Below are 20,004 nucleotides of genomic sequence, written 5' to 3'. Positions count from 1 at the left end.
GAGACCGATCGATATAGCCGATTGCTCCTCCCAGACAAAATCAAGAAATACACGGAGTAATTCATGAGTGAAGCCCTTCCACAAAACGGCAACAGCAACGGTAATGGCAAACGCAAGCGCCAGTTGCTCCTGTTGACGCTGGTCATTATTCTGGTTGCCATCGCGTTCGGCCTGTACTGGTTCCTGGTCGCCCGCTTCTATGAAGAAACCGACGACGCTTATGTCGGCGGCAACGTCATCCAGATTTCCGCCCAGGTCGGCGGCACCGTCACCGCCATCAAGGCGGACGACACCCAGATCGTCAAAGCCGGCCAGCAACTGGTCGCGCTTGACGCCGCCGACACCAAACTTGCACTGGCACAAGCCGAGGCAGCCTTGGCGCAGGCCGTACGTCAGACTCGCCAGACTTTCCTGAACAACGACACCTTGGCGGCCAACGTCACCGCGGCAGAAACCAATCTGGGCCGTACCCGTGATGACCTGCAACGCCGTCAGGCCGGCATTGCCTCCGGCGCCGTTTCGCAAGAAGATCTGTCGCACGCTCAGGATGCAGTCAAGAACGCCAGCGCATCGCTGGAGCAGGCTCGCGCCAGCCTCGCCGCAAACCGCGCGCTGACAGACCACACCAGCGTGACCGAACATCCGAACGTGCTGCAGGCATCGACACAAGTGCGTAACGCTTATCTGAACTACGCCCGCGTCAACATCGTCGCACCAGTGTCCGGCTTCGTCTCCAAGCGTTCCGTCCAGCTCGGACAGCGCATTGCCGCCGGCAGCCCGCTGATGGCGATCGTGCCGCTGGAGCAGATCTGGATCGACGCCAACTTCAAGGAAGGCCAACTGAAGCACATCCGCATCGGCCAGCCGGTTGAAGTCATCGCCGACATCTACGGTTCCGACGTCAAGTACAAGGGCACCGTGATCGGCTTCTCGGCCGGTACCGGCGGCGCTTTCTCCCTGCTGCCTGCACAAAACGCTACCGGTAACTGGATCAAGGTGGTGCAGCGCGTGCCTGTGCGTATTGCACTCGACCCGCAAGAAGTCCAGGCGCATCCACTGCGCGTCGGTATGTCGACCACCGCCACCGTGAACATTCGCGGCGACGGCAAGGCGCTCGAAGCTGCCGCCACCAATTACCAGACCAACGTCTACAGCGACCTGGGCAAGCAAGCCGATGAAATCGTTGACCGCATCATCGGCGACAACGCCAGCGGCCTGCCGGTAGCGGCGCGCAAAAAAGCGGCCATCGTCATTCCTCACACCTGATCGGACGCATCCTCCATGGCGAGCAGTCCTCAAACCTATACACCGCCGCCGCCGCTGACCGGCGGCAAGCTGGTGCTCGGCACCTTGTGCGTGTCGCTGGCGGTGTTCATGAACGTCCTCGATTCATCGATTGCGAACGTGGCGATTCCGACCATCTCGGGCAACCTCGGTGTCTCGATCGATGAAGGCACCTGGGTCATTACGTCCTTCGCGGCGGCCAATGCGATCTCGATTCCGCTGACCGGCTGGTTGACGCAGCGTATCGGCGCCGTGCGTCTGTTCGTGACGTCAGTATTGTTGTTCGTGCTGGCATCGTGGCTGTGCGGCCTGGCGCCGACGCTGCCGATTCTGCTCGCTGCGCGTGTCTTGCAAGGCCTGGTGGCAGGTCCGATGGTGCCCTTGTCGCAGTCGCTGCTGCTGGGGGCCTACCCCAAATCCAAAGCGTCATTTGCTCTCGCGCTATGGGGCATGACTGCGGTGGTCGCTCCTGTAGCAGGTCCCGCGCTGGGCGGCTGGATTACCGACGCCTATACGTGGCCGTGGATCTTTTACATCAACATCCCGGTGGGCTTGCTGGCTGCCGGCATGACGATAGCGATCTACAAAGATCGCGAGAGTCCCACGCACAAGTTACCGATCGACACCATCGGCTTGCTGTTGCTGATCACGTGGGTAGCGGCATTTCAGATCATGCTGGATAAAGGCAAGGATCTCGACTGGTTCGCCTCGCCGACCATCGTGACGCTGGGCATCATTGCCGCAGTCGCCTTCGCCTACTTCGTGATCTGGGAGCTGAACAACGATCACCCGGTAGTGGATTTGCGCCTGTTCGGCAGGCGTAACTTCTTCGGCGGCACGGTGGCCATTTCGATCGGCTACGGCGTGTTCTTCGGCAATCTGGTGTTGTTGCCGCAGTGGTTGCAGCAATATCTCGGCTATCGGGCGATCGATTCCGGTTTGTCGACTGCACCGCTCGGGATCTTTGCGGTGATTCTGATGCCGCTGATCGGCAAGTTCCTGCCGCGCGTGGATGCCCGTAAAGTGGCGACGGCCTCCTTTGTCTGTTTCGCACTCGTGTTCTGGCTGCGGTCGCGTTACACACTGGAAGTCGATCAGTGGACCGTCATCCTGCCGACGCTGCTGCAAGGCATTCCGACAGCGATGTTCTTCGTGCCGCTGACGGTGCTGCTGCTGTCCGGTTTGCCGCCGGAACGCATCCCCGCCGCTGCCGGCCTGTCGAGCTTTGTACGGGTGTTCTGCGGTGCGATCGGCACTTCGGTGGCAACCACGGCGTGGAACAACCGCACCATCGTCCATCATGCGCAGCTGACGGAACATGCCACGCCTTACAGCACGGCGCTGCAGCAGATGTTCAGCAATCTCACCGGCAATTTCGGCATGAGCACCGAACAGGCGACCGGCCTGATCGAACGCAATCTGAACTCGCAGGCGGCGATGATCGGCATCAACGACATCTTCTGGCTGTCGGCGGTGATCTTTATCGTGATCATTCCCATCATCTGGATCATCAAGCCGGCCAAGGGCAATGCCGGCGCGGAGGCAGCGGCTGCGGCCCACTAGCTGCACACTGATTTGCCGCACTCAACGAAAAAGCGCTCGTTCCTGATAAGAACGAGCGCTTTTTTATTACGTTGGCCAGTTTGCTCAGGCCGACAAAATGCGGTGATGAAACCGCAAGTGGTCTTCCATGAAGGTCGAGATGAAGTAATAACCGTGGTCATAGCCCTCATGCCGGCGCAAGGTCAGCGGTTGCTTCGCCTGCGCACAAGCCGCCTCAAAAGCCTCGGGCAGCAACTGCTGCTCCAGGAATTTGTCGCCGAGTCCCTGATCGATCAGGATACCCTGCGGGAATGGCGTCTGCAGTTGCTGCATCAGCGCGCTTGCATCGTATTGCAGCCATGCGGCCTTGTCGCCGCCGAGATAATTGCCGAAGGCCTTTTCGCCCCACGGACATTGCGACGGCGCAGCGATCGGCGCGAAGGCCGACACCGAACGATAAACGTCGCGATTGCGCAAGGCCAGCGTCAACGCACCGTGACCGCCCATGGAATGACCAAAGATGCCGGCGCGATCGGCATCCGCAGGAAACTCCGCAAGCACCAGCCGCCGCAACTCCTGCGCAACATACGAACCCATCCGGTAATGCTTGCTCCAGGGTTCTTGCGTGGCATCCAGATAAAAACCGGCGCCCACGCCAAAATCCCATGCATCGCTTTCGCCGGGGATATTCGCGCCGCGCGGACTGGTATCCGGCGCCACCAGCATGACGCCCAGTTCAGCCGCGATACGCTGCGCACCGCCCTTGATCATGAAGGTCTCTTCGGTGCAAGTCAGGCCGGCAAGATAGAACAGGACCGGCACCGGCCCTTGTTTTGCTTGCGGCGGCACAAACACCGAGAAGCGCATCGGCAGACCGATCTCTTGCGAGTCATGCTTGTAGAAGCCCTGCACGCCGCCGAAGCAACGGTGCTCGCTCAACAGTTCCAGCGCCATCTCAGAACTCGACGACGGAACGGATCGACTCGCCGCTCTTCATCAGATCGAAACCTTCGTTGATACGCTCGAGCGGCAGCTTATGCGTGATCAGGTCGTCAATGTTGAGCTTGCCTTCCATGTACCAGTCGACAATCTTCGGTACGTCGGTACGACCGCGCGCGCCGCCGAAGGCCGAGCCCTTCCAGACGCGACCGGTCACCAGCTGGAACGGACGCGTGCTGATTTCCTGGCCGGCTGCCGCCACGCCGATGATGATCGACTGGCCCCAGCCTTTGTGACAGCATTCCAGCGACTGGCGCATGGTAGTGGTGTTGCCGATGCATTCGAAGCTGTAGTCGGCGCCGCCGTCGGTCAGGCCGATGATGGCGTCGACCACGTTCGGCACATCCTTGGGATTGATGAAGTCGGTCATGCCGAATTTGCGCGCCATGGCTTCGCGGCCGGGGTTCAGATCGACGCCGATGATCTTGTTGGCGCCGACCATCTTGGCGGCCTGGATCACGTTCAGACCGATGCCGCCCAGGCCGAATACGACCACGTTGGCGCCCGCTTCCACCTTGGCGGTAAACAGCACTGCGCCGACGCCGGTGGTCACGCCGCAACCGATGTAGCAAACCTTGTCGAACGGTGCGTCTTCACGAATCTTCGCCAGCGCGATCTCAGGCACCACGATGTAGTTGGAAAACGTCGACGTACCCATATAGTGAAACAGCGGCTTGCCGTCCAGCGAGAAACGGCTGGTCGCATCCGGCATCAGGCCGCGGCCCTGGGTCGAACGGATCGCCTGGCACAGGTTGGTTTTTTGCGAGAGGCAGAATTTGCACTCGCGGCATTCCGGCGTGTACAGCGGGATGACGTGGTCGTCCTTCTTCAGGCTCTTGACGCCGGGACCGACATCAACCACCACGCCAGCACCTTCATGGCCGAGAATCGCCGGAAAAATGCCTTCCGGGTCAGCGCCGGACAACGTGTAGTAATCAGTATGGCAAATCCCGGTTGCCTTGATTTCGACCAACACTTCACCGGCCTTCGGGCCGCCCAGTTCGACTTCCTCAATGGTCAATGGCTTGCCTGCTTGCCAGGCGACTGCTGCTTTGGTTTTCATTTCTGTCCTTTGATCTGTTGATGGAAAATTACCGAGATTGTTTATGCACGCCTGCGTCCGCCAATGCCGTCAGCCGCACCTGCACTCAGCCGGGCGGCGCAATCAACTGGTCGGACCTGTATTGAAAGCTGCTTGAAGGCTCGTATTATCGCATTGCCACAAAGAATTGACAGGCGCAAAAGAGAAGCGCTCTCATTCGCTGCCCGAATCTGTTTGCCGATCTGCGCGAACTTTCTCGCCGCAAATGGAATCCGATTTGTTAGATGGATGACAAAGATCATTGCATACGGTATGGTTGAACCATAGCGAGCAATTCATAGAAGAAACAAAATTTGTTACGGACTTGCAAGCGCCCCCTCGCAAGGCAATAAAAACAACGCGCAGGGACCAGATGTTCTGAATAGTTGGCTGACGCAACAAAATTCAATACTCGCCACATGGGAAAAGGGAAAAAGCCAGGAAGAGCAACCAGCACGCTGCGGACTTTGTTTTTCTTCGTCGCATTTGTTATCGCGGTCATCAGTGCCCAGACATGGTGGGAAGTCCGGCAGGATCGTCAGTTAACCATCGATTCGGAGATGAGCAGTTCGATGGTTGCCGTACGCAGCGTCGAAGAACACGCTGAAAGGATACTTGTCGACGTCGACCGCATGCTGAACTCCACGGCGATGTCGATCCAGATCGCCGACCAGCACATCCTTGAAGACGACGTTGCCCTGTACCAATTGCTGACGCACGAAAAACAGATCCTGCCGCCTGTGCAGGCGCTGCGCTTCGTCGACCTGACCGGCGTCAGCCGTGCCAGTTCAATGCGCGTGGGCGCCACCGAAATCGAACTCAGCGACCTGCAACTACGCCAGATCGACGCCAATCCCGCCAAACCGTCCTACTTCGTCGGCCAGCTGATCAAGAGCCCTTCCACTCAAGAACTGATCCTGCCGATCTCGCGCAATCTGTATGTGCGCGGCCAGCATGTCGGCATGATCGTGGCCGAGCTCAAAGTCAGCTACTTCTTCGATTTTTATAAACGCATCACCAACTACCGGGCGATCGTCTCGCTGCGCAAGATTGACGGCTCGCTGATGATTCGTTCGCCGTTCGAACCGACGTGGGTAGACAAAAGCCTGCGCGACGCCAGGAGCATGATCAACATCCGCAACGGCGCCGACGAAGGTGCGTTTGCAGAACACTCCATGCTCAGCGGCGAGTATCTGCTTTTCACCTACAAGAAGATTCCCGACTCCTCGATGGTGGCCGTATATTCGCGCCGCATGGACGACGTGCTCGCGCCGTGGAAGAGCCGCACGCTCAACCGTGTTCTTCTGTCGATCGGCATCAGCGGCTTTATCGTGCTGGCGCTGATCGCCTTCATGATCTATTACAACTACAAACAAAAGCGCGACGACGCGCTGACCGAAAGCGAACATCGCTACCGTCAGCTCTATGACGACGGCAATGACCCCATCGTCCTGATCAGCCAGGACATGCTTTACATCGACTGCAATGCCGCCGCGCTCCGTTTTTTCGGCGTGCCGGACAAGCAGCGGATCATCGGCAAGAAAGTCGGCCTGTTCTCGCGCCAGAGCGCCCTGCAACTGCAACAGCCGGACATCATGGCGCTCATCGAGAAAGCCATTGCCGGCGAGCCGCAGCAGTTTGAATGGGTAACCGTACGGCGCCACAAGATCATCTATACCGACGTCACCATCAACCGCACCGAGCTCGACAAGGGCTACGCCATCTTCGCCATTCTGCGCGACATCAGTGCGCGTAAACGCGCCGAGCTGTTGCAAACGACGCAGAACCGCATCCTGCATCTGGTCATGACCGATGCCGATCTGGAAGACATCCTCAAAGAGATCGTGCAATTTGCCGATTCCCAGATTCCGCAAAGCGTCTGCTCGATTCTGATGCTCAACGACGAATCCACGCACCTCGCCGCCATCTACACCTCGCGCCTGTCCGAGCGCACGCATGACGGCTACCTCAGCATGCCGATCGCCCACGGCAATGGCGCCAGCAGTGAGGCGGTCATCACCCGCAAGCCGCATGTGGTGGGCGATATCCTGACCGACCCGTCCATGGAGAACGCGCGCAAGTTCATCAACACCGAGGAGTTTCCGTCCTGCGGTTCCTGGCCGATCATCGGGAAGGAAGGCCAGGTCATGGGCGTATTCGCCGCGCTGCTCAAGGAACACGGCCTGCCCAGCAGCGAATACCTGCATCTGGCCGGCGTCGTGGCCGATCTTGCCAGCGTGGCCATTGAAAGCCGTAAAGCCGAAGAACGCATCCGCCATCTCGCGCACTACGACGAACTGACCGGCCTGCCCAACCGCTTCCTCTGCACGCAGCACATCAGCAACGCCATTGCGCATGCCGAGCACCGCGGCGGCCAGGTCGCCGTGTTCCTGATGGACCTTGATCGCTTCAAGAACATCAACGACACCTTCGGCCATGAAACCGGCGAAGCCTTGTTGCGTGAAATAGCCATCCGCTTCCGCAATTGCCTGCGCGAACTAGATATCCTTGCACGTGTCGGCGGCGACGAGTTCATCGTGCTGATCGACGATTACGAAGATCCTCTGCAACTCGGCGAAATCGCACAAAAGCTTCTTATGGAAGCACGCAAGCCCTTCGACATCAGCGGTCACGAATGCCAGCTCAGCACCAGCATCGGCATCGCCACCTATCCGACTGACGGCGGCAACGCGCAGACGCTGATCAAGAACGCCGACATCGCCATGTACCGCGCCAAACACAAGGGCAAGGACGACTACCGTTTCTATTCCGACGAAGTCAACACCCACACCATCGAACGCATCGCGCTCGAGACCGAGCTGCGCCGCGCCATCGAACGCCAGGAATTTGTCGTCCATTACCAACCCAAGGTCGACCTCAAGAGCTCGCGCATCGTCGGCGCCGAGGCGCTGGTGCGCTGGCAGCATCCTGTGCGCGGCCTGTTGCCGCCGGGTGAATTCATCGGGCTGGCGGAGGAAGCCGGGCTGATCGATCAGATCGGGCTGCAAGTGCTGGACCGCGCCTGCGTCGACATCGACTTGCTCAACAAACTGGGCCTTGCCTTCGGCCGCATCGCCATCAACCTGGCCGGCAGCCAGTTCAATGACGACAACCTGCTGGCGGATATCCAGCGCGTGGTGCAATCGCGCGGCGTGTCGTCCTCCAGCCTGGAATTTGAAATCACTGAAAGCATGGTGATGCACAATCGCGAGCAAGCCATCGCCATCATGGACGGCATCCGCGCGCTGGGCTTCACGATTTCGATTGACGACTTCGGCACCGGCTATTCTTCCCTCGCCTATCTGAAGCGCTTCCCTGTCGACAACGTCAAGATTGACCGCTCCTTCATCACCGACATCCCGCACGACGCCAACGGCAGCGCCATCGTCCAGGCCATCATTGCGATGGCGCATGCGCTCAATCTGAAGGTCGTGACAGAGGGCGTCGAAACTGAAGTGCAGCTGCAAGCCTTGCAAATCTTCGGTTCGGACGAATACCAGGGCTACTACTTCAGCCGGCCGATACCGCATGCCGCCTTCGTGCAGATGCTGCAACTGCACGCGCAACCGAAGATCTGACATCAATCCGGCTCCCGGTGCGATGACTGCAAGCTCGCCGCCTTCTGCATAAAACTCTTATTGCATGTACATTGCGAATGTTATTTACTCCTCGCATAAGCAAATAGGAATATTGTTGCACCTGAATCAACAAGTACTCTTAGAATAAGCAGCCTGATTTACATCATTTTTACAGGGAGTTGTGATGGCATTGTCTTTCAAGAAAAAACTGCTCAGCCTGGCGTTCAGCGGCATCGCCGCCACCGTCGCGCTGCCGCTGACTGCGCATTCCGCCGCAGCTGCCGAACTCAAGATCGGTCTGTTTGCCGACGTCTCCACGCTTGATCCGCACTTCAACAACATCGCCCCGAACATCTCGCTGTCGTCGCACCTGTTCGATGCGCTGGTCAATGTCGATGCCACCGGCAAGCTGATTCCCGGCCTCGCCGTATCGTGGAAAGCCATTGATCCGACCACCTGGGAATTCAAACTGCGCCACGGCGTCAAGTTCCACGACGGCTCCGACTTCACAGCGGAAGACGTGGTGTTCTCGCTGGATCGCCCTGCCACGCTGACGAACAGCCCCGGCCCGTTCACCAGCTACACCAAGCAGATCGTCGCCAAAGAGATCGTCGATCCCTACACCGTGCGTCTGAAGACCGCGACGCCGTACGGCCCGCTGGCGCTGGATGTGAGCACCATTTTCATTGTTTCCAAGAAGGCCGCGCAAAACGCCACTACCGAAGACTTCAACAGCGGCAAGGCGTTGATCGGCACCGGCCCGTTCAAGTTTGGCAGCTTCAAGCGCGGCGACAGCATCGAGCTGGTGCGTAACGACAGCTACTGGGGCGGCAAAGCCGACTGGGACAAAGTCACCTTCCGCATCCTGACTTCCGACGGTGCGCGTCTGGCTGCCTTGCTGGCAGGTGAAGTCGACGCCATCGACAGCGTGCCGCCGGCCGACGTACCGAAGCTGAAGACCAATCCGAAATTCTCGCTGGTGCAACGCACCTCGTGGCGCACGATTTTCTGGACACTGGATCAGTCGCGCGACAAGACGCCGGATATCACCGACAAGTCCGGCAAGCCATTGGACAAGAATCCGCTGAAGGACATCCGCGTCCGTCAGGCGATCTCCAAGGCCATCAACCGCCAGGCTTTGACAGAGCGCACGCTGGAAGGCCTCGGCACACCGGCTTCCAATATCGTTGCACCTGGCATCCTCGGCTATGCGGACAACCTGAAGGTCGAGAAGTACGATCCTGAAGGCGCCAAGAAACTGCTGGCCGCCGCCGGTTATCCGAACGGCTTTGCGCTAACCCTGCACGGTCCGAACAACCGCTACATCAACGATGAGCGCGTAGTGCAAACCGTCGCGCAATTCCTGAGCCGCGTCGGCATCCAGACCAAGGTCGAAACCTTCCCGCTGTCGGTCTACTTCGGTAAAGCCCGCAACGGCGACTTCAGCGTCTCTCTGTTGGGCTGGGGCACACTGGCAGGCGACTTTGGCCTGCGCACGCTGGTCGGCACTGCCGATGCCAGCACCGGCTGGGGTTCGTGGAACTGGGGTAAATACAGCAACCCGCAAGTCGACAAGCTGGTCCAGTCCTCGCTGGCATCCGTGGATGAAAAGCAGCGCCAGGAGTTCGCCAAGCAGGCGGCAACCGTGGCGTTGACTGATTACGCGGTAATTCCGTTGCACCACCAGTACGCAACATGGGCCGTACGCAAGGGCATCAAGTACACGCCGCGTATTGATGAATTCACCTTCGCGCATCAGTTCCATCCGCAATAACGCAGCATTCGTCTCATGACGAAAAAAAGGCCTGCCGGCATTCTTGCCGCAGGCCTTTTTTCTTGGCCTTTGCTTAGTGTCTGTAATATCTGGAGCAGAATGACGACCAATTCATATTTGCAGACTGACAGACTCAATCGAAGGTATCGGACATGAAAAAAAACCTCCTGCCCATGGCTCTCCCCTCACTCCTCCTCTGCGCCGGCTTGTCGGCTTTATCTGCCGCACAAGCACAGCAAACCGGCGATGTGGTTGAACTGCCACTGATCTCCGGCTGGTATGACGGCAAGATCGTGCGTTACGTCACCACCGATGTGTCCGATAAAAAAGCCGCCGCCGACATGGGTGCCAATTATGTACCGCGCCTGGCCAACGCCATCAACCAGCAGCGCCAGCCGGGACAACCGGGTGCCGTCGAGCGCATCTATTCATTTGTGAATTTCAAGCAAGGCGGCGTGTTGCCTTCCTTGCCGCAGCCTACAGGTGCAGGCAGCGAAAACGTCAACTATTCGCCGCTGTGGCAGGTGCACAAGGTGAGCTGGCTGCCGGGGAAGCAGCCGCACGTATTGAAGTCGGAAGAAGAAGTGCTGGCCGCGGAAGAAGCCGGTCAGGTCAGCATTGAAAAGACCGGTCTGATCGTCAATTGCCCGGTGGTGTTTTCAGCGGAAGGCGGCACCCTGCCGAACATCCGCATCCATCTCGCCAATCAGGATCCGGAGCCCTGATCGTTCTGAGCCCTATTTTTTGTCGACCGGCGCCAAGCGGTCGACTTGAAACAATTGCGGAAACAAGCGTATCCACAGCACCACCACCACCAGCGTGCCGATGCCGCCGATCAGCACCGCCGGCACAGCGCCGAACCACGCCGCTGTCAGCCCGGACTCAAATTCACCCAACTGATTCGACGTACCGATAAACACTGAATTGACGGCGCTCACGCGGCCACGCATTTCATCCGGTGTTTCCAGCTGTACAAAGGTTGAGCGCACCACCACACTGATCATGTCCGAGGCGCCCAGCACCACCAGCGCCAGCAGCGACACGACAAAGGAATTGGACAAACCAAACACGATCGTCGCGCAGCCGAAGATTGCAACCGCAATGAACATGGTGCGGCCGATACGGCCTCTCAGCGGATTGCGCGCCAGGAACAAGGCGACCGACAAAGCCCCCACCGCAGGCGCCGAGCGCAGCAGGCCCAGACCGACGGAATTCGTATGCAAGATGTCGTGCGCATACACCGGCAACAAGGCCGTTGCGCCACCCAGCAGCACTGCAAACAGATCGAGAGAGATCGCGCCAAAAATCGCCGGTTTGCTGCGAATGTAGGCGATACCGGCAAACACCGATTTAAGCGTCGCATTCTCACGTTTGGAAGGCGGTGTCTCGACCTTGATCAGCGACACCAGCACGCTGCACAAGATAAACATGATGCAGCTGGTGACATACACCACCGACGGTCCCGCCACATAGAGAAAGCCGCCCATCGCCGGACCGACGATGATCGCCACTTGTGTGGCCGATGCGGATCCCGCGACGGCGCGCGGCAGCAGCGACGGCGGCATCAAGGTCGGCAGCATCGCCGACATCGTCGGTTTGCTGAATGCCCTGCCTGCGCCGATTACAAACACGATCGCGAAAATCGCCTCCTTGTTCAGCCAGCCGCCGATGCTGCCCGCAGCAAGAAGACCCGCGGCAATCGCTTCCACCAGAATACTGAGGCGCGCCACCTGACGGCGATCATGACGGTCGGCGACATGCCCGACGATGAACACCAGGAACAGGGAAGGAATGAATTGCACCAGTCCGACAATGCCGAGGTCGAAGGCGCTGTGCGTCAATTGGTAGACTTGCCAGCCCACGGCGACAATCTGCATTTGCAGCGCAATCGTCGAGGCCACGCTTGCCAGCCAGAACAAACAAAAAGAGCGATGGTGTAACAGCTGTTCCGGAGCGATGGAGGAAGTCATTGGCGGGAAATATTCTTATGCGGTGAAGGGTGCTGCGCGAAGTTTCACGCGCGGATATACTACTTCATTTCCCGCACGCCGTCTGTCCACGTCTTGTCGTGCCTTGTCAGCTTTCCGAAAGGATTCATCCATGCAATACCGCCCTCTTGGCCGCACCAATATCAACGTCAGCCTGATCACGCTCGGCACCATGACCTGGGGTCAACAAAACACAGAAGCCGAAGCGCACTCGCAGCTTGACTACGCCATCGAGCGCGGTATCAACCTGATCGATGTCGCCGAAATGTATCCTGTGCCGCCCAAGGCCGAAACCCAGGGCCTGAGCGAACGCTATCTCGGCACCTGGCTCAAGAAATCCGGCAAGCGCGACCAGTTGCTGATCGCTACCAAGGCTACGGGCCCCGCACGCAAACCGCACAACCCGCGCCATATCCGCGGCGGCATCAACAACTTCGACCGCAAAGGCCTGACCGATGCACTCAACGGCAGCCTTGAGCGCCTGCAGCTCGATCACGTCGACCTCTATCAATTGCACTGGCCGGATCGCAGCGTCAACTGCTTCGGTCAGCTCAACTATGCGCACATCGCCGACGAAGAGACTGTTGCCATCGATGAAACCCTGCGCATCCTGTCAGAGTTCGTCAGGGCCGGCAAGATCCGCCACATCGGCTTGTCCAACGAAACGGCATGGGGTGTTGCCCAGTTCTTGCGCGCAGCGGAAAAGTTCGACCTCGAACGCGTCGTCACGATTCAGAACCCTTACAACCTGTTGAACCGTTCTTTTGAAATCAACCTGTCCGAATTCTCCCACCGTGAACAGGTCGGCTTGCTGGCCTATTCGCCGCTTGCCTTCGGCATGCTGTCCGGCAAATACGAAAACGGCGCACGCCCGGCCGCCGGTCGCCTGACCTTGTTCGAACGCTTCGCACGCTACAGCAACCCACAGGCAATCGCCGCCACTCAGGCCTATGTCGACCTGGCGCGCAAACACGGCATCGACCCGGCGCAACTGGCCCTGGCCTACGTCAACAGCCGTCCGTTCGTCACCTCCAACATCATCGGCGCAACCACGATGGAACAACTCCGCAGCAACATCGACAGCCTGTCGGTGCAACTGTCGCCGGAAATCATTGAACAGATCGAAGCGATCCACAAGACGCAGCCGAATCCTGCGCCCTGATTCTTCGATTGTCAGTCGTCAAAACAAAAGCCCACCGGCGCATACCGGTGGGCTTTTTTTACGGGGAGCGAATAAAGTTCCTGCCGTTTATTTACTTCCCAATGTCGCCGTTTCTTTGTAAATTTCCTGAATCAGATCCTTGCCGACACGCGACTCCATCGACTTATGCACGGGCAGCAGAGCCTTGCGCCATTCAGCTTTTTCCACATCGGTCAGATAGTAGACCTTGGTCTTGCCGGAAGCCTTGATCGCTGCCAGCGCGTCTTCATTTTCCTGCTGGGCGATGGCATTGGCGTAACGTGTTGCATCCTTCATCGCCGACTCCAGCTGCGCACGAATATCGGGTGGCAGATTGTCCCAGAACTTCTTGTTCACGATCACGGCATAGCCGATGTAGCCGTGATCGGAAACGGTCAGTTGCGACTGCACTTCATATACTTTCTGCGTATAGATGTTGGATGGCGTATTTTCACTGCCGTCGACCACGCCGGTCTGCATGGCCTGATATACCTCGGAAAACGCCAGCACCTGCGGATTGGCCTTCAGGGCACGGAATTGCTCATCCAATACCTTGGACGACTGAATGCGCATCTTCATGCCGCGGAAATCGTCAACCTTGTGCAGCGGCTTGTTGGCGGTCATCACCTTCATGCCGTTGTCCCAATAGGCCAGTCCCTTGATGCCCTTGCTTTCCAGTTTCTTGAACAGCCCCTGCCCGATCGGACCTTCGGTGATGCGCGCCAGCACGGCACGGTTCGGGAAGATATACGGCAGGTCGAATACTTCGTATTCCTTCACACCGAGCGGACCGAACTTGGCCAGCGACGGCGCCAGCATCTGCACAGCGCCGAGCTGTAGCGCTTCCAGCTCTTCCTTGTCCTTGTAGAGCTGGCTGTTGGGATAGACCTCCACTTTCACGCGGCCTTTGGTGCGTTCTTCCGCCAGCTGCTTGAAGCGTTCTGCGCCCTTGCCTTTGGGCGTGTTGTTCGCCACGACGTGGCTGAACTTGATCACGATCGGTTGCTGCGTCTGAGCCTGTGCCGACCCCGGCTGTCCTGCCAATGCCAACACTACCGCCGTCGTTGCAGCGGTAAATATTTTTTTCATCATGCTTTGTCTCCTCGTTGTACCTCAAAAAACAATCAAGTCACGCAATCCTTCCCCTGAAGCCAGACGGTCAAAGCCGCTGTTGATATCAGACAGGGCAAGACGCTGCCCCATCAATTTGTTAACCGGCAGCCGCCCGCTTTGATACAAGCCGATGTAACGCGGAATATCGCGCACCGGCACACACGAACCGATATAGCTGCCTTTGACCGTACGCTCCTCCGCCACCAGGCTGACTTGCTGCAAGGCCCACTTCTGATCCGGTGCAGGCAAACCGGCCGTCACCGTCATGCCGCCGCGGCGTGTCATCCGGTAGGCCGCTTCCATGGCTTGCACCGAACCAGCCATCTCGAAGGCGTAGTCGACGCCGCCCTTGGTCAGCGCCTTGACCTTTTCCACGGCGTCGGGATCACGCGCGTTGACCGTCGCGGTTGCACCGAGCGATTTCGCCAGTTCCAGCTTGCTGTCATGCAGATCAATCGCAATCACCTCGCGCGCACCGGAAGCCAGCGCACCCAGCATGGCGCACAAGCCGACACCGCCCAGGCCGAGCACGGCAGCCGTTGTCCCGGCTTTAACTTCGGCGGTATTGACTGCGGCGCCGACGCCGGTCAATACGGCGCAACCAAACAAGGCGGCTTCAATCGGATCGATATCGGCTTCGATCTTGACGCAGGAGCGGCGCGACACCACGGCATGGTCTGCAAACGCAGAAACGCCGAGATGGTGGTTGATGACTTTGTTGTGCCCGCGCAAACGCATGGCGCCTGATAGCAGCTGGCCTTTCGTGTTGGCTTCCGCCCCCGGTTCGCACAATGCCGGACGGCCTTCCATGCAGGGCATGCAATGTCCGCAGCTCGGTACAAACACCAGCACGACGAGATCGCCGGGACGCAGATCGCTGACACCGGCGCCGACCTCCACCACTTCGCCTGAAGCCTCATGGCCCAACGCCATCGGCACCGGACGCGGACGCGCGCCCGTAATCACTGACAAATCGGAATGGCACAAGCCGGCGGCGCGCATTTTGATCAGCACCTCGCCCGGTCCCGGGGCGTCGAGATCCAGTTCTTCAATCTGCAGCGGCCGACTGCTGGCAAAAGGTTCTACCGTGGTCATTTCTCGTAGTACTGCTGCCTGGATCTTCATGTCTGTCTCCCTTTTCGGATGATGCGTTTATAGCCGCATGGTATGGGCTTGCAAATTGGATAATACGTTTTAACTCCGACCTCCGTTTTACCCTATTTTTGTCCGCAATTCGACTATTGCCGCACTTCATTTTTTATCAGACATCTACCTTTGCCGGCGCAGGAAGCGCTCTGCCTGCATGATCACCGGTTTATCGATCATCTTGCCGTTCAGGGAGATCGCCCCGCCGTCGCTCTTTGCCACGGCATCCATCACGGCGCGCGCCCAGATCATCTCTTCCTCGCTCGGCAGAAAACCCTGATTGACGATGTCCACCTGACGCGGATGAATGCACAATTTCGCTCCGAAACCATTACGCCGCGCCCGGCTGACCGCGGCCGCCAGAAACGCTACATCATCAAAACCGGTCGTTACGCCATCCACCGGCTGTGCAATATTCGCCAGCCTTGACGCGATCACCATCTCGATACGCAGATGCGACAGCTCGCTCTCCAGCGGTTCGCACTGAATACCAAGATCGACCTGCAGATCGATGGAACCGAATACCAGCCGCTCGACGTGCTCAGCTTGCGCAATCTGCCGCATCTGCGCGATGCCGACCGCTGTCTCAATCAGCGGCAGCACGCGAGACTGGCTTCGCAATCCGGTGAAGTGCTGACCGATAGCGCGAATCGTGTCGCAGTCTTCGGTCTTGGGCAGAACGATGCCGGCAATGCTTCCCGCAGGTGCATCGGCGAAGCAACGAATATCATCAGCATGCCATGGCGTGTCGGCCGCATTGACGCGCACCCACAGATTGACAGGTGCTTGCGCTTGTTGAGCGAGCCAGTCCGCCAAGGAGCTTCGCGCCTGCGTCTTGAGCGACGGCGCAACCGCGTCTTCCAGATCCACGATCACGGCGTCTGCGCCACTGTCCAATGCCTTTGCATAGCGATCCGGCCGGTTGGCGGGAACGAAGAGATAGGAACGGGCCGAAGCGGCGGATGACATCAGATCGCTCCGCGCTCGCGCATCTGCTCGATCTGCGCCTGGGCGTAACCGAGCTTGCCGAGGATGGCGTCGGTATGCTGGCCCAGCGCAGGGATCGGATCCATGCGGAAGTCGTACGTATTGTTGACGCCGGGCGGCAGCAACGCCGGCAGCGTTCCGGCCGGCGATCCCACCTGGGCCCAGCGTTCACGCGCCGCCAGTTGCGGGTGCTGCCACAGGTCCTGCATGGTGTTGACATGAGCGTTGGCGATCTGCGCTTCGTCAAGCCGGGCCACTACCTGTTCCGCCGTCAGCGGTGCAAACATGTCGAGGATCAGCTGGCGCAGTTCGGCACGATTCTCATGCCGGCGCGAATTGGTCGAGAAGCGCGTATCTAACGTCAGCGCAGGATCTTTCAACACCGATTCGCAAAACACCTTCCACTCGCGCTCGTTCTGCAAGCCCAGCATCACGACCTTGCCGTCGCCCGCCTTGAACGGACCATAAGGATAAATCGTTGCGTGTTCCGCACCGGAACGCACTGGCGCCGATGCACCTTGATAGGCGTAGTACATCGGGAAACTCATCCACTCCGTCAGCGACTCCAGCATCGACAGATCAATATGGCTGCCCACACCATCGCGGCCGCGTTTTATGAGTGCCGCCAGGATGTGTGAATAAGCGTACATGCCGGCGGCAATATCGGCGATGGAACAACCTGCTTTCGCCTGCTCATCAGCAGTTCCCGTCACCGACAGAAAACCGGCTTCGCTCTGGATCAGCAAGTCATAGGCCTTCTTGTCGCGGTAAGGACCGTTCTCGCCGTAGCCTGAAATATCGCAGACGATCAGACGCGGATTCTTCTTGTGCAGCACCGCCGCCGACAAGCCCAGCCCCGCCGCCGCGCCCGGCGCCAGGTTCTGCACCAGCACGTCGGCTTCGGACAGCAGCTTGTCGATGATGACCTTGCCCTCTTCATCTTTCAGATTGAGCGTGAGGCTTTCCTTGGAGCGGTTGGTCCAGACAAAATGCGACGACAGTCCATTGACGCGTTCGTCGTAGCCGCGTGCAAAGTCACCGACGCCGGGACGTTCGACCTTGATCACCCGCGCACCCATGTCGGCCAGCTGGCGTGTGCAGAACGGCGCGGCAATGGCGTGCTCCAGGCTGACGACGGTAATGCCTTCGAGAGGGCGTAAGGATTGCATCATGATTTTTCTCTTGCCTGAAAAGTTGATGGAGACGAATGCGTCAGCGGACAGGAGCCTCAGCGCATCAGAACGAACGCGGCAATCCGAGGATGTGCTCGGCCACGTAGGAATAAATCAGGTTGGTCGAAATCGGCGCGACCTGATACAGACGCGTTTCGCGGAACTTGCGTTCGACGTCGTATTCGCAGGCAAAGCCGAAACCACCGTACGTTTGCAGACAGACGTTGGCGGCTTCCCACGATGCCTTGGCAGCAAGGAATTTCGCCATGTTCGCTTGCGCGCCGCAGGGCTGATGGGCGTCGAACAATTCGCAGGCCTTGAAGCGCATCAGGTTGGCGGCTTCCAGTTCGATATAGCTGTCCGCAATCGGAAACTGCACACCCTGATTCATGCCGATGGGCCGGTCGAAGACGATGCGTTCTTTCGCATATTGCGCCGCCTTGTCGATGAACCAATAGCCGTCGCCGATACATTCGGCAGCGATCAGCGTACGTTCGGCGTTGAGGCCGTCGAGGATGTATTTGAAGCCCTTGCCTTCTTCGCCGATGAGATTTTCAACCGGGATTTCCAGGTTGTCGAAGAACAGCTCGTTGGTCTCGTGATTGACCATGTTGAGAATCGGCCGCACCGACATGCCATTGGCGATGGCGTGCTTGAGGTCGACCAGGAAGATCGACATGCCTTCCGATTTTTTCTTGACCTGATCGAGCGGCGTGGTGCGCGCCAGCAGGATCATCAGGTCGGAATGCTGGATGCGCGAGATCCATACCTTCTGCCCATTGACGACATATTTGTCGCCCTTCTTCACGGCGACGGTCTTGATCTTGGTGGTATCGGTGCCGGTGGTGGGCTCGGTCACGCCCATCGATTGCAGGCGCAGTTCGCCGCTGGCGATCTTGGGCAGATACAGCTGCTTCTGCTGCTCGGAGCCGTGACGCAGCAAGGTGCCCATGTTGTACATCTGGCCGTGGCAAGCGCCCGAGTTGCCGCCGGTGCGATTGATTTCTTCCATGATCACCGATGCTTCCGTCAGGCCCAGGCCGGAACCGCCATACTCGGCAGGAATCAGTGCCGCCAGCCAGCCGGCCTTGGTCAGTGCATCGACGAATTCTTCAGGATAGCCGCGGGCTTCATCGACCTTGCGCCAGTACTCCGGCGGAAAAGTATTGCAAAGATCGCGCACGGCATCGCGCAGGTCCTGATAAGCGTCCGACTGATGAGACATGGATGATTCCTCTGTTGATTGTTTGGTTAGTTGACGGATGGAGTATTGGATGACTTGTTCATGCAAGCACGGCCTGCGCTTGCATCGCCAGTTCGCCACGCAGGTTCTGCGCCCATAGCTCGGCGCTCTTGCCGTCTGCCGACAGCTTGCCGCAGACCTCGAAAGCTTCTGTGTCGAACAGACTGCCGACTGCGCGAAAATTGAATTCCACCAGGCGCGCCAACGGCAGGCTGCGTCCCAGCAAGTCAACCAGCAAGGTGGCGATCAGCGGACCATGCACGATCAGGCCCGGATAGCCTTCGACGCCGGTGACATAGCTGCGGTCGTAGTGGATACGGTGACCGTTAAAAGTCAGCGCGGAATAGCGGAACAGCAGCACCGGATCCGGCTCGATGCGGCGGCGCCAGTCGGCTTCCGTCGGTGCGGCTTTCGGCACCACCGGTACCGCGCCCGGCTGCGGCATACCGCGATAGACGATGTCGTGTTCTTCGTGAACGGCGACTTTGCCGTTGTGCGCGATCTCATGCGCAACGGTGACAAAAGCCAGATCGCCGGTCTTGCCTTTCTTGACGTCGACGCTGGCAATGCGCGAGGTCTTGACTGCGGACGCTCCAATCGGCAGCGGCGCGGCAAAGCGCAGACGCCCACCCGCCCACATGCGGCGCGGCAGCGGCACCGGCGGCAAGAATCCGCCGCGGCGTGGATGGCCGTCGTCGCCTACCTCGGACTGGCGGCACACCGTCCAGAAATAAATCCAGTGCCATAGCGGCGGCAACGCGTCGCCTGCTGCCGGTGGCTGCGGATGATCCAGCGTCGCCGCCAGCGCCGCCGCGAAAGCCGGATTGATGATGTCGCTGTGCGACTCTGTCTTGCCTATCCATTGACGCAACAGCGTCAGGTCGATGTCATGCGTGCTCATATGTACTCATATGCGT

At 58.9% G+C, this 20,004-nt stretch carries 15 protein-coding genes; 6 read left to right on the top strand and 9 right to left on the bottom strand.

Annotation, left to right across the window (positions count from 1 at the left end; translation table 11 throughout):
* Window positions 1-63: 63 nt before the first annotated feature.
* Both AC1RN6_RS17145 and AC1RN6_RS17140 read left to right on the top strand, forming a co-directional pair.
* Window positions 64-1,266: an HlyD family secretion protein gene (locus AC1RN6_RS17145; RefSeq protein WP_493006648.1), complete on the top strand. Its 1,203-nt coding sequence runs from the start codon at window positions 64-66 to the stop codon at window positions 1,264-1,266.
* 15 nt (window positions 1,267-1,281) lie between these two features.
* Window positions 1,282-2,847, top strand: coding sequence for a DHA2 family efflux MFS transporter permease subunit (locus tag AC1RN6_RS17140; RefSeq protein WP_493006647.1), 1,566 nt, complete (start codon window positions 1,282-1,284; stop codon window positions 2,845-2,847).
* Between the two features lie 84 nt (window positions 2,848-2,931).
* Here the strand turns inward: AC1RN6_RS17140 and fghA are convergent, their stop codons facing one another.
* Window positions 2,932-3,780, bottom strand: coding sequence for an S-formylglutathione hydrolase (gene fghA / locus AC1RN6_RS17135; protein WP_493006646.1), 849 nt, complete (start codon window positions 3,778-3,780; stop codon window positions 2,932-2,934).
* A gap of 1 nt (window position 3,781) precedes the next feature.
* On the bottom strand, window positions 3,782-4,888 hold the full coding sequence (locus tag AC1RN6_RS17130) for an S-(hydroxymethyl)glutathione dehydrogenase/class III alcohol dehydrogenase (RefSeq protein ID WP_493006645.1): 1,107 nt from the start codon (window positions 4,886-4,888) through the stop codon (window positions 3,782-3,784).
* A gap of 578 nt (window positions 4,889-5,466) precedes the next feature.
* Here AC1RN6_RS17130 and AC1RN6_RS17125 point away from each other — a divergent pair.
* The 3 genes from AC1RN6_RS17125 (at window position 5,467) to AC1RN6_RS17115 (ending at window position 10,983) form a co-directional block, all read left to right on the top strand.
* The gene (locus tag AC1RN6_RS17125; protein WP_493006644.1) at window positions 5,467-8,484 is read left to right on the top strand and encodes an EAL domain-containing protein; all 3,018 of its coding nucleotides are present in this window, start codon (window positions 5,467-5,469) and stop codon (window positions 8,482-8,484) included.
* A gap of 184 nt (window positions 8,485-8,668) precedes the next feature.
* Window positions 8,669-10,258, top strand: coding sequence for an ABC transporter substrate-binding protein (locus AC1RN6_RS17120; protein ID WP_493006643.1), 1,590 nt, complete (start codon window positions 8,669-8,671; stop codon window positions 10,256-10,258).
* A gap of 152 nt (window positions 10,259-10,410) precedes the next feature.
* The gene (locus AC1RN6_RS17115; RefSeq protein ID WP_493006642.1) at window positions 10,411-10,983 is read left to right on the top strand and encodes a DUF7482 domain-containing protein; all 573 of its coding nucleotides are present in this window, start codon (window positions 10,411-10,413) and stop codon (window positions 10,981-10,983) included.
* 12 nt (window positions 10,984-10,995) lie between these two features.
* On the opposite strand, the gene AC1RN6_RS17110 is transcribed toward AC1RN6_RS17115, so the two are convergent.
* On the bottom strand, window positions 10,996-12,228 hold the full coding sequence (locus AC1RN6_RS17110; protein ID WP_493006641.1) for an MFS transporter: 1,233 nt from the start codon (window positions 12,226-12,228) through the stop codon (window positions 10,996-10,998).
* A gap of 130 nt (window positions 12,229-12,358) precedes the next feature.
* Here AC1RN6_RS17110 and AC1RN6_RS17105 point away from each other — a divergent pair, with 130 nt between their 5' ends.
* Entirely contained in the window at window positions 12,359-13,408 is a 1,050-nt protein-coding gene (locus AC1RN6_RS17105; protein ID WP_493006640.1) for an NADP(H)-dependent aldo-keto reductase, read from the top strand.
* Window positions 13,409-13,495: 87 nt separating this feature from the next.
* On the opposite strand, the gene AC1RN6_RS17100 is transcribed toward AC1RN6_RS17105, so the two are convergent.
* The 6 genes from AC1RN6_RS17100 to AC1RN6_RS17075 all read right to left on the bottom strand — a co-directional run bounded on the left by AC1RN6_RS17100 (window position 13,496) and on the right by AC1RN6_RS17075 (window position 19,988).
* A complete protein-coding gene (locus AC1RN6_RS17100; protein ID WP_493006929.1) occupies window positions 13,496-14,515 on the bottom strand; it encodes a TRAP transporter substrate-binding protein in 1,020 nt (339 codons plus the stop codon).
* A 24-nt stretch (window positions 14,516-14,539) separates the two neighbouring features.
* Window positions 14,540-15,664: a zinc-dependent alcohol dehydrogenase family protein gene (locus AC1RN6_RS17095; RefSeq protein ID WP_493006639.1), complete on the bottom strand. Its 1,125-nt coding sequence runs from the start codon at window positions 15,662-15,664 to the stop codon at window positions 14,540-14,542.
* Between the two features lie 144 nt (window positions 15,665-15,808).
* Window positions 15,809-16,654: an HpcH/HpaI aldolase/citrate lyase family protein gene (locus AC1RN6_RS17090; RefSeq protein WP_493006638.1), complete on the bottom strand. Its 846-nt coding sequence runs from the start codon at window positions 16,652-16,654 to the stop codon at window positions 15,809-15,811.
* Window positions 16,654-17,844 (bottom strand): CaiB/BaiF CoA transferase family protein, encoded by a 1,191-nt coding sequence (locus tag AC1RN6_RS17085; protein ID WP_493006637.1) that lies wholly within the window; start codon window positions 17,842-17,844, stop codon window positions 16,654-16,656. Before AC1RN6_RS17085 ends, AC1RN6_RS17090 begins: the two co-directional genes overlap by 1 nt.
* A gap of 64 nt (window positions 17,845-17,908) precedes the next feature.
* Window positions 17,909-19,069 carry an acyl-CoA dehydrogenase family protein gene (locus AC1RN6_RS17080; protein ID WP_493006636.1) on the bottom strand — a complete coding sequence of 387 codons (1,161 nt, stop codon included), beginning with the start codon at window positions 19,067-19,069 and terminating at the stop codon, window positions 17,909-17,911.
* A 58-nt stretch (window positions 19,070-19,127) separates the two neighbouring features.
* Entirely contained in the window at window positions 19,128-19,988 is an 861-nt protein-coding gene (locus AC1RN6_RS17075; protein ID WP_493006635.1) for an HTD2 family dehydratase, read from the bottom strand.
* Window positions 19,989-20,004 lie beyond the last annotated feature (16 nt).

It is taken from the genome of Herbaspirillum sp. GW822-FHT03A08 (genome assembly GCF_058801885.1).
Note: the sequence above shows the minus strand (reverse complement) of the source record. Positions and strands in the feature narration are given on the sequence as shown.

What these genes read in the sequence shown, in the direction of transcription:
- AC1RN6_RS17145 (WP_493006648.1), top strand. Translation starts at nt 64, where the DNA reads ATGAGTGAAGCCCTTCCACAAAACGGCAACAGCAACGGTAATGGCAAA.
- AC1RN6_RS17140 (WP_493006647.1), top strand. Translation starts at nt 1,282, where the DNA reads ATGGCGAGCAGTCCTCAAACCTATACACCGCCGCCGCCGCTGACCGGC.
- fghA (WP_493006646.1), bottom strand. Translation starts at nt 3,780, where the DNA reads ATGGCGCTGGAACTGTTGAGCGAGCACCGTTGCTTCGGCGGCGTGCAG.
- AC1RN6_RS17130 (WP_493006645.1), bottom strand. Translation starts at nt 4,888, where the DNA reads ATGAAAACCAAAGCAGCAGTCGCCTGGCAAGCAGGCAAGCCATTGACC.
- AC1RN6_RS17125 (WP_493006644.1), top strand. Translation starts at nt 5,467, where the DNA reads ATGAGCAGTTCGATGGTTGCCGTACGCAGCGTCGAAGAACACGCTGAA.
- AC1RN6_RS17120 (WP_493006643.1), top strand. Translation starts at nt 8,669, where the DNA reads ATGGCATTGTCTTTCAAGAAAAAACTGCTCAGCCTGGCGTTCAGCGGC.
- AC1RN6_RS17115 (WP_493006642.1), top strand. Translation starts at nt 10,411, where the DNA reads ATGAAAAAAAACCTCCTGCCCATGGCTCTCCCCTCACTCCTCCTCTGC.
- AC1RN6_RS17110 (WP_493006641.1), bottom strand. Translation starts at nt 12,228, where the DNA reads ATGACTTCCTCCATCGCTCCGGAACAGCTGTTACACCATCGCTCTTTT.
- AC1RN6_RS17105 (WP_493006640.1), top strand. Translation starts at nt 12,359, where the DNA reads ATGCAATACCGCCCTCTTGGCCGCACCAATATCAACGTCAGCCTGATC.
- AC1RN6_RS17100 (WP_493006929.1), bottom strand. Translation starts at nt 14,515, where the DNA reads ATGAAAAAAATATTTACCGCTGCAACGACGGCGGTAGTGTTGGCATTG.
- AC1RN6_RS17095 (WP_493006639.1), bottom strand. Translation starts at nt 15,664, where the DNA reads ATGAAGATCCAGGCAGCAGTACTACGAGAAATGACCACGGTAGAACCT.
- AC1RN6_RS17090 (WP_493006638.1), bottom strand. Translation starts at nt 16,654, where the DNA reads ATGTCATCCGCCGCTTCGGCCCGTTCCTATCTCTTCGTTCCCGCCAAC.
- AC1RN6_RS17085 (WP_493006637.1), bottom strand. Translation starts at nt 17,844, where the DNA reads ATGATGCAATCCTTACGCCCTCTCGAAGGCATTACCGTCGTCAGCCTG.
- AC1RN6_RS17080 (WP_493006636.1), bottom strand. Translation starts at nt 19,069, where the DNA reads ATGTCTCATCAGTCGGACGCTTATCAGGACCTGCGCGATGCCGTGCGC.
- AC1RN6_RS17075 (WP_493006635.1), bottom strand. Translation starts at nt 19,988, where the DNA reads ATGAGCACGCATGACATCGACCTGACGCTGTTGCGTCAATGGATAGGC.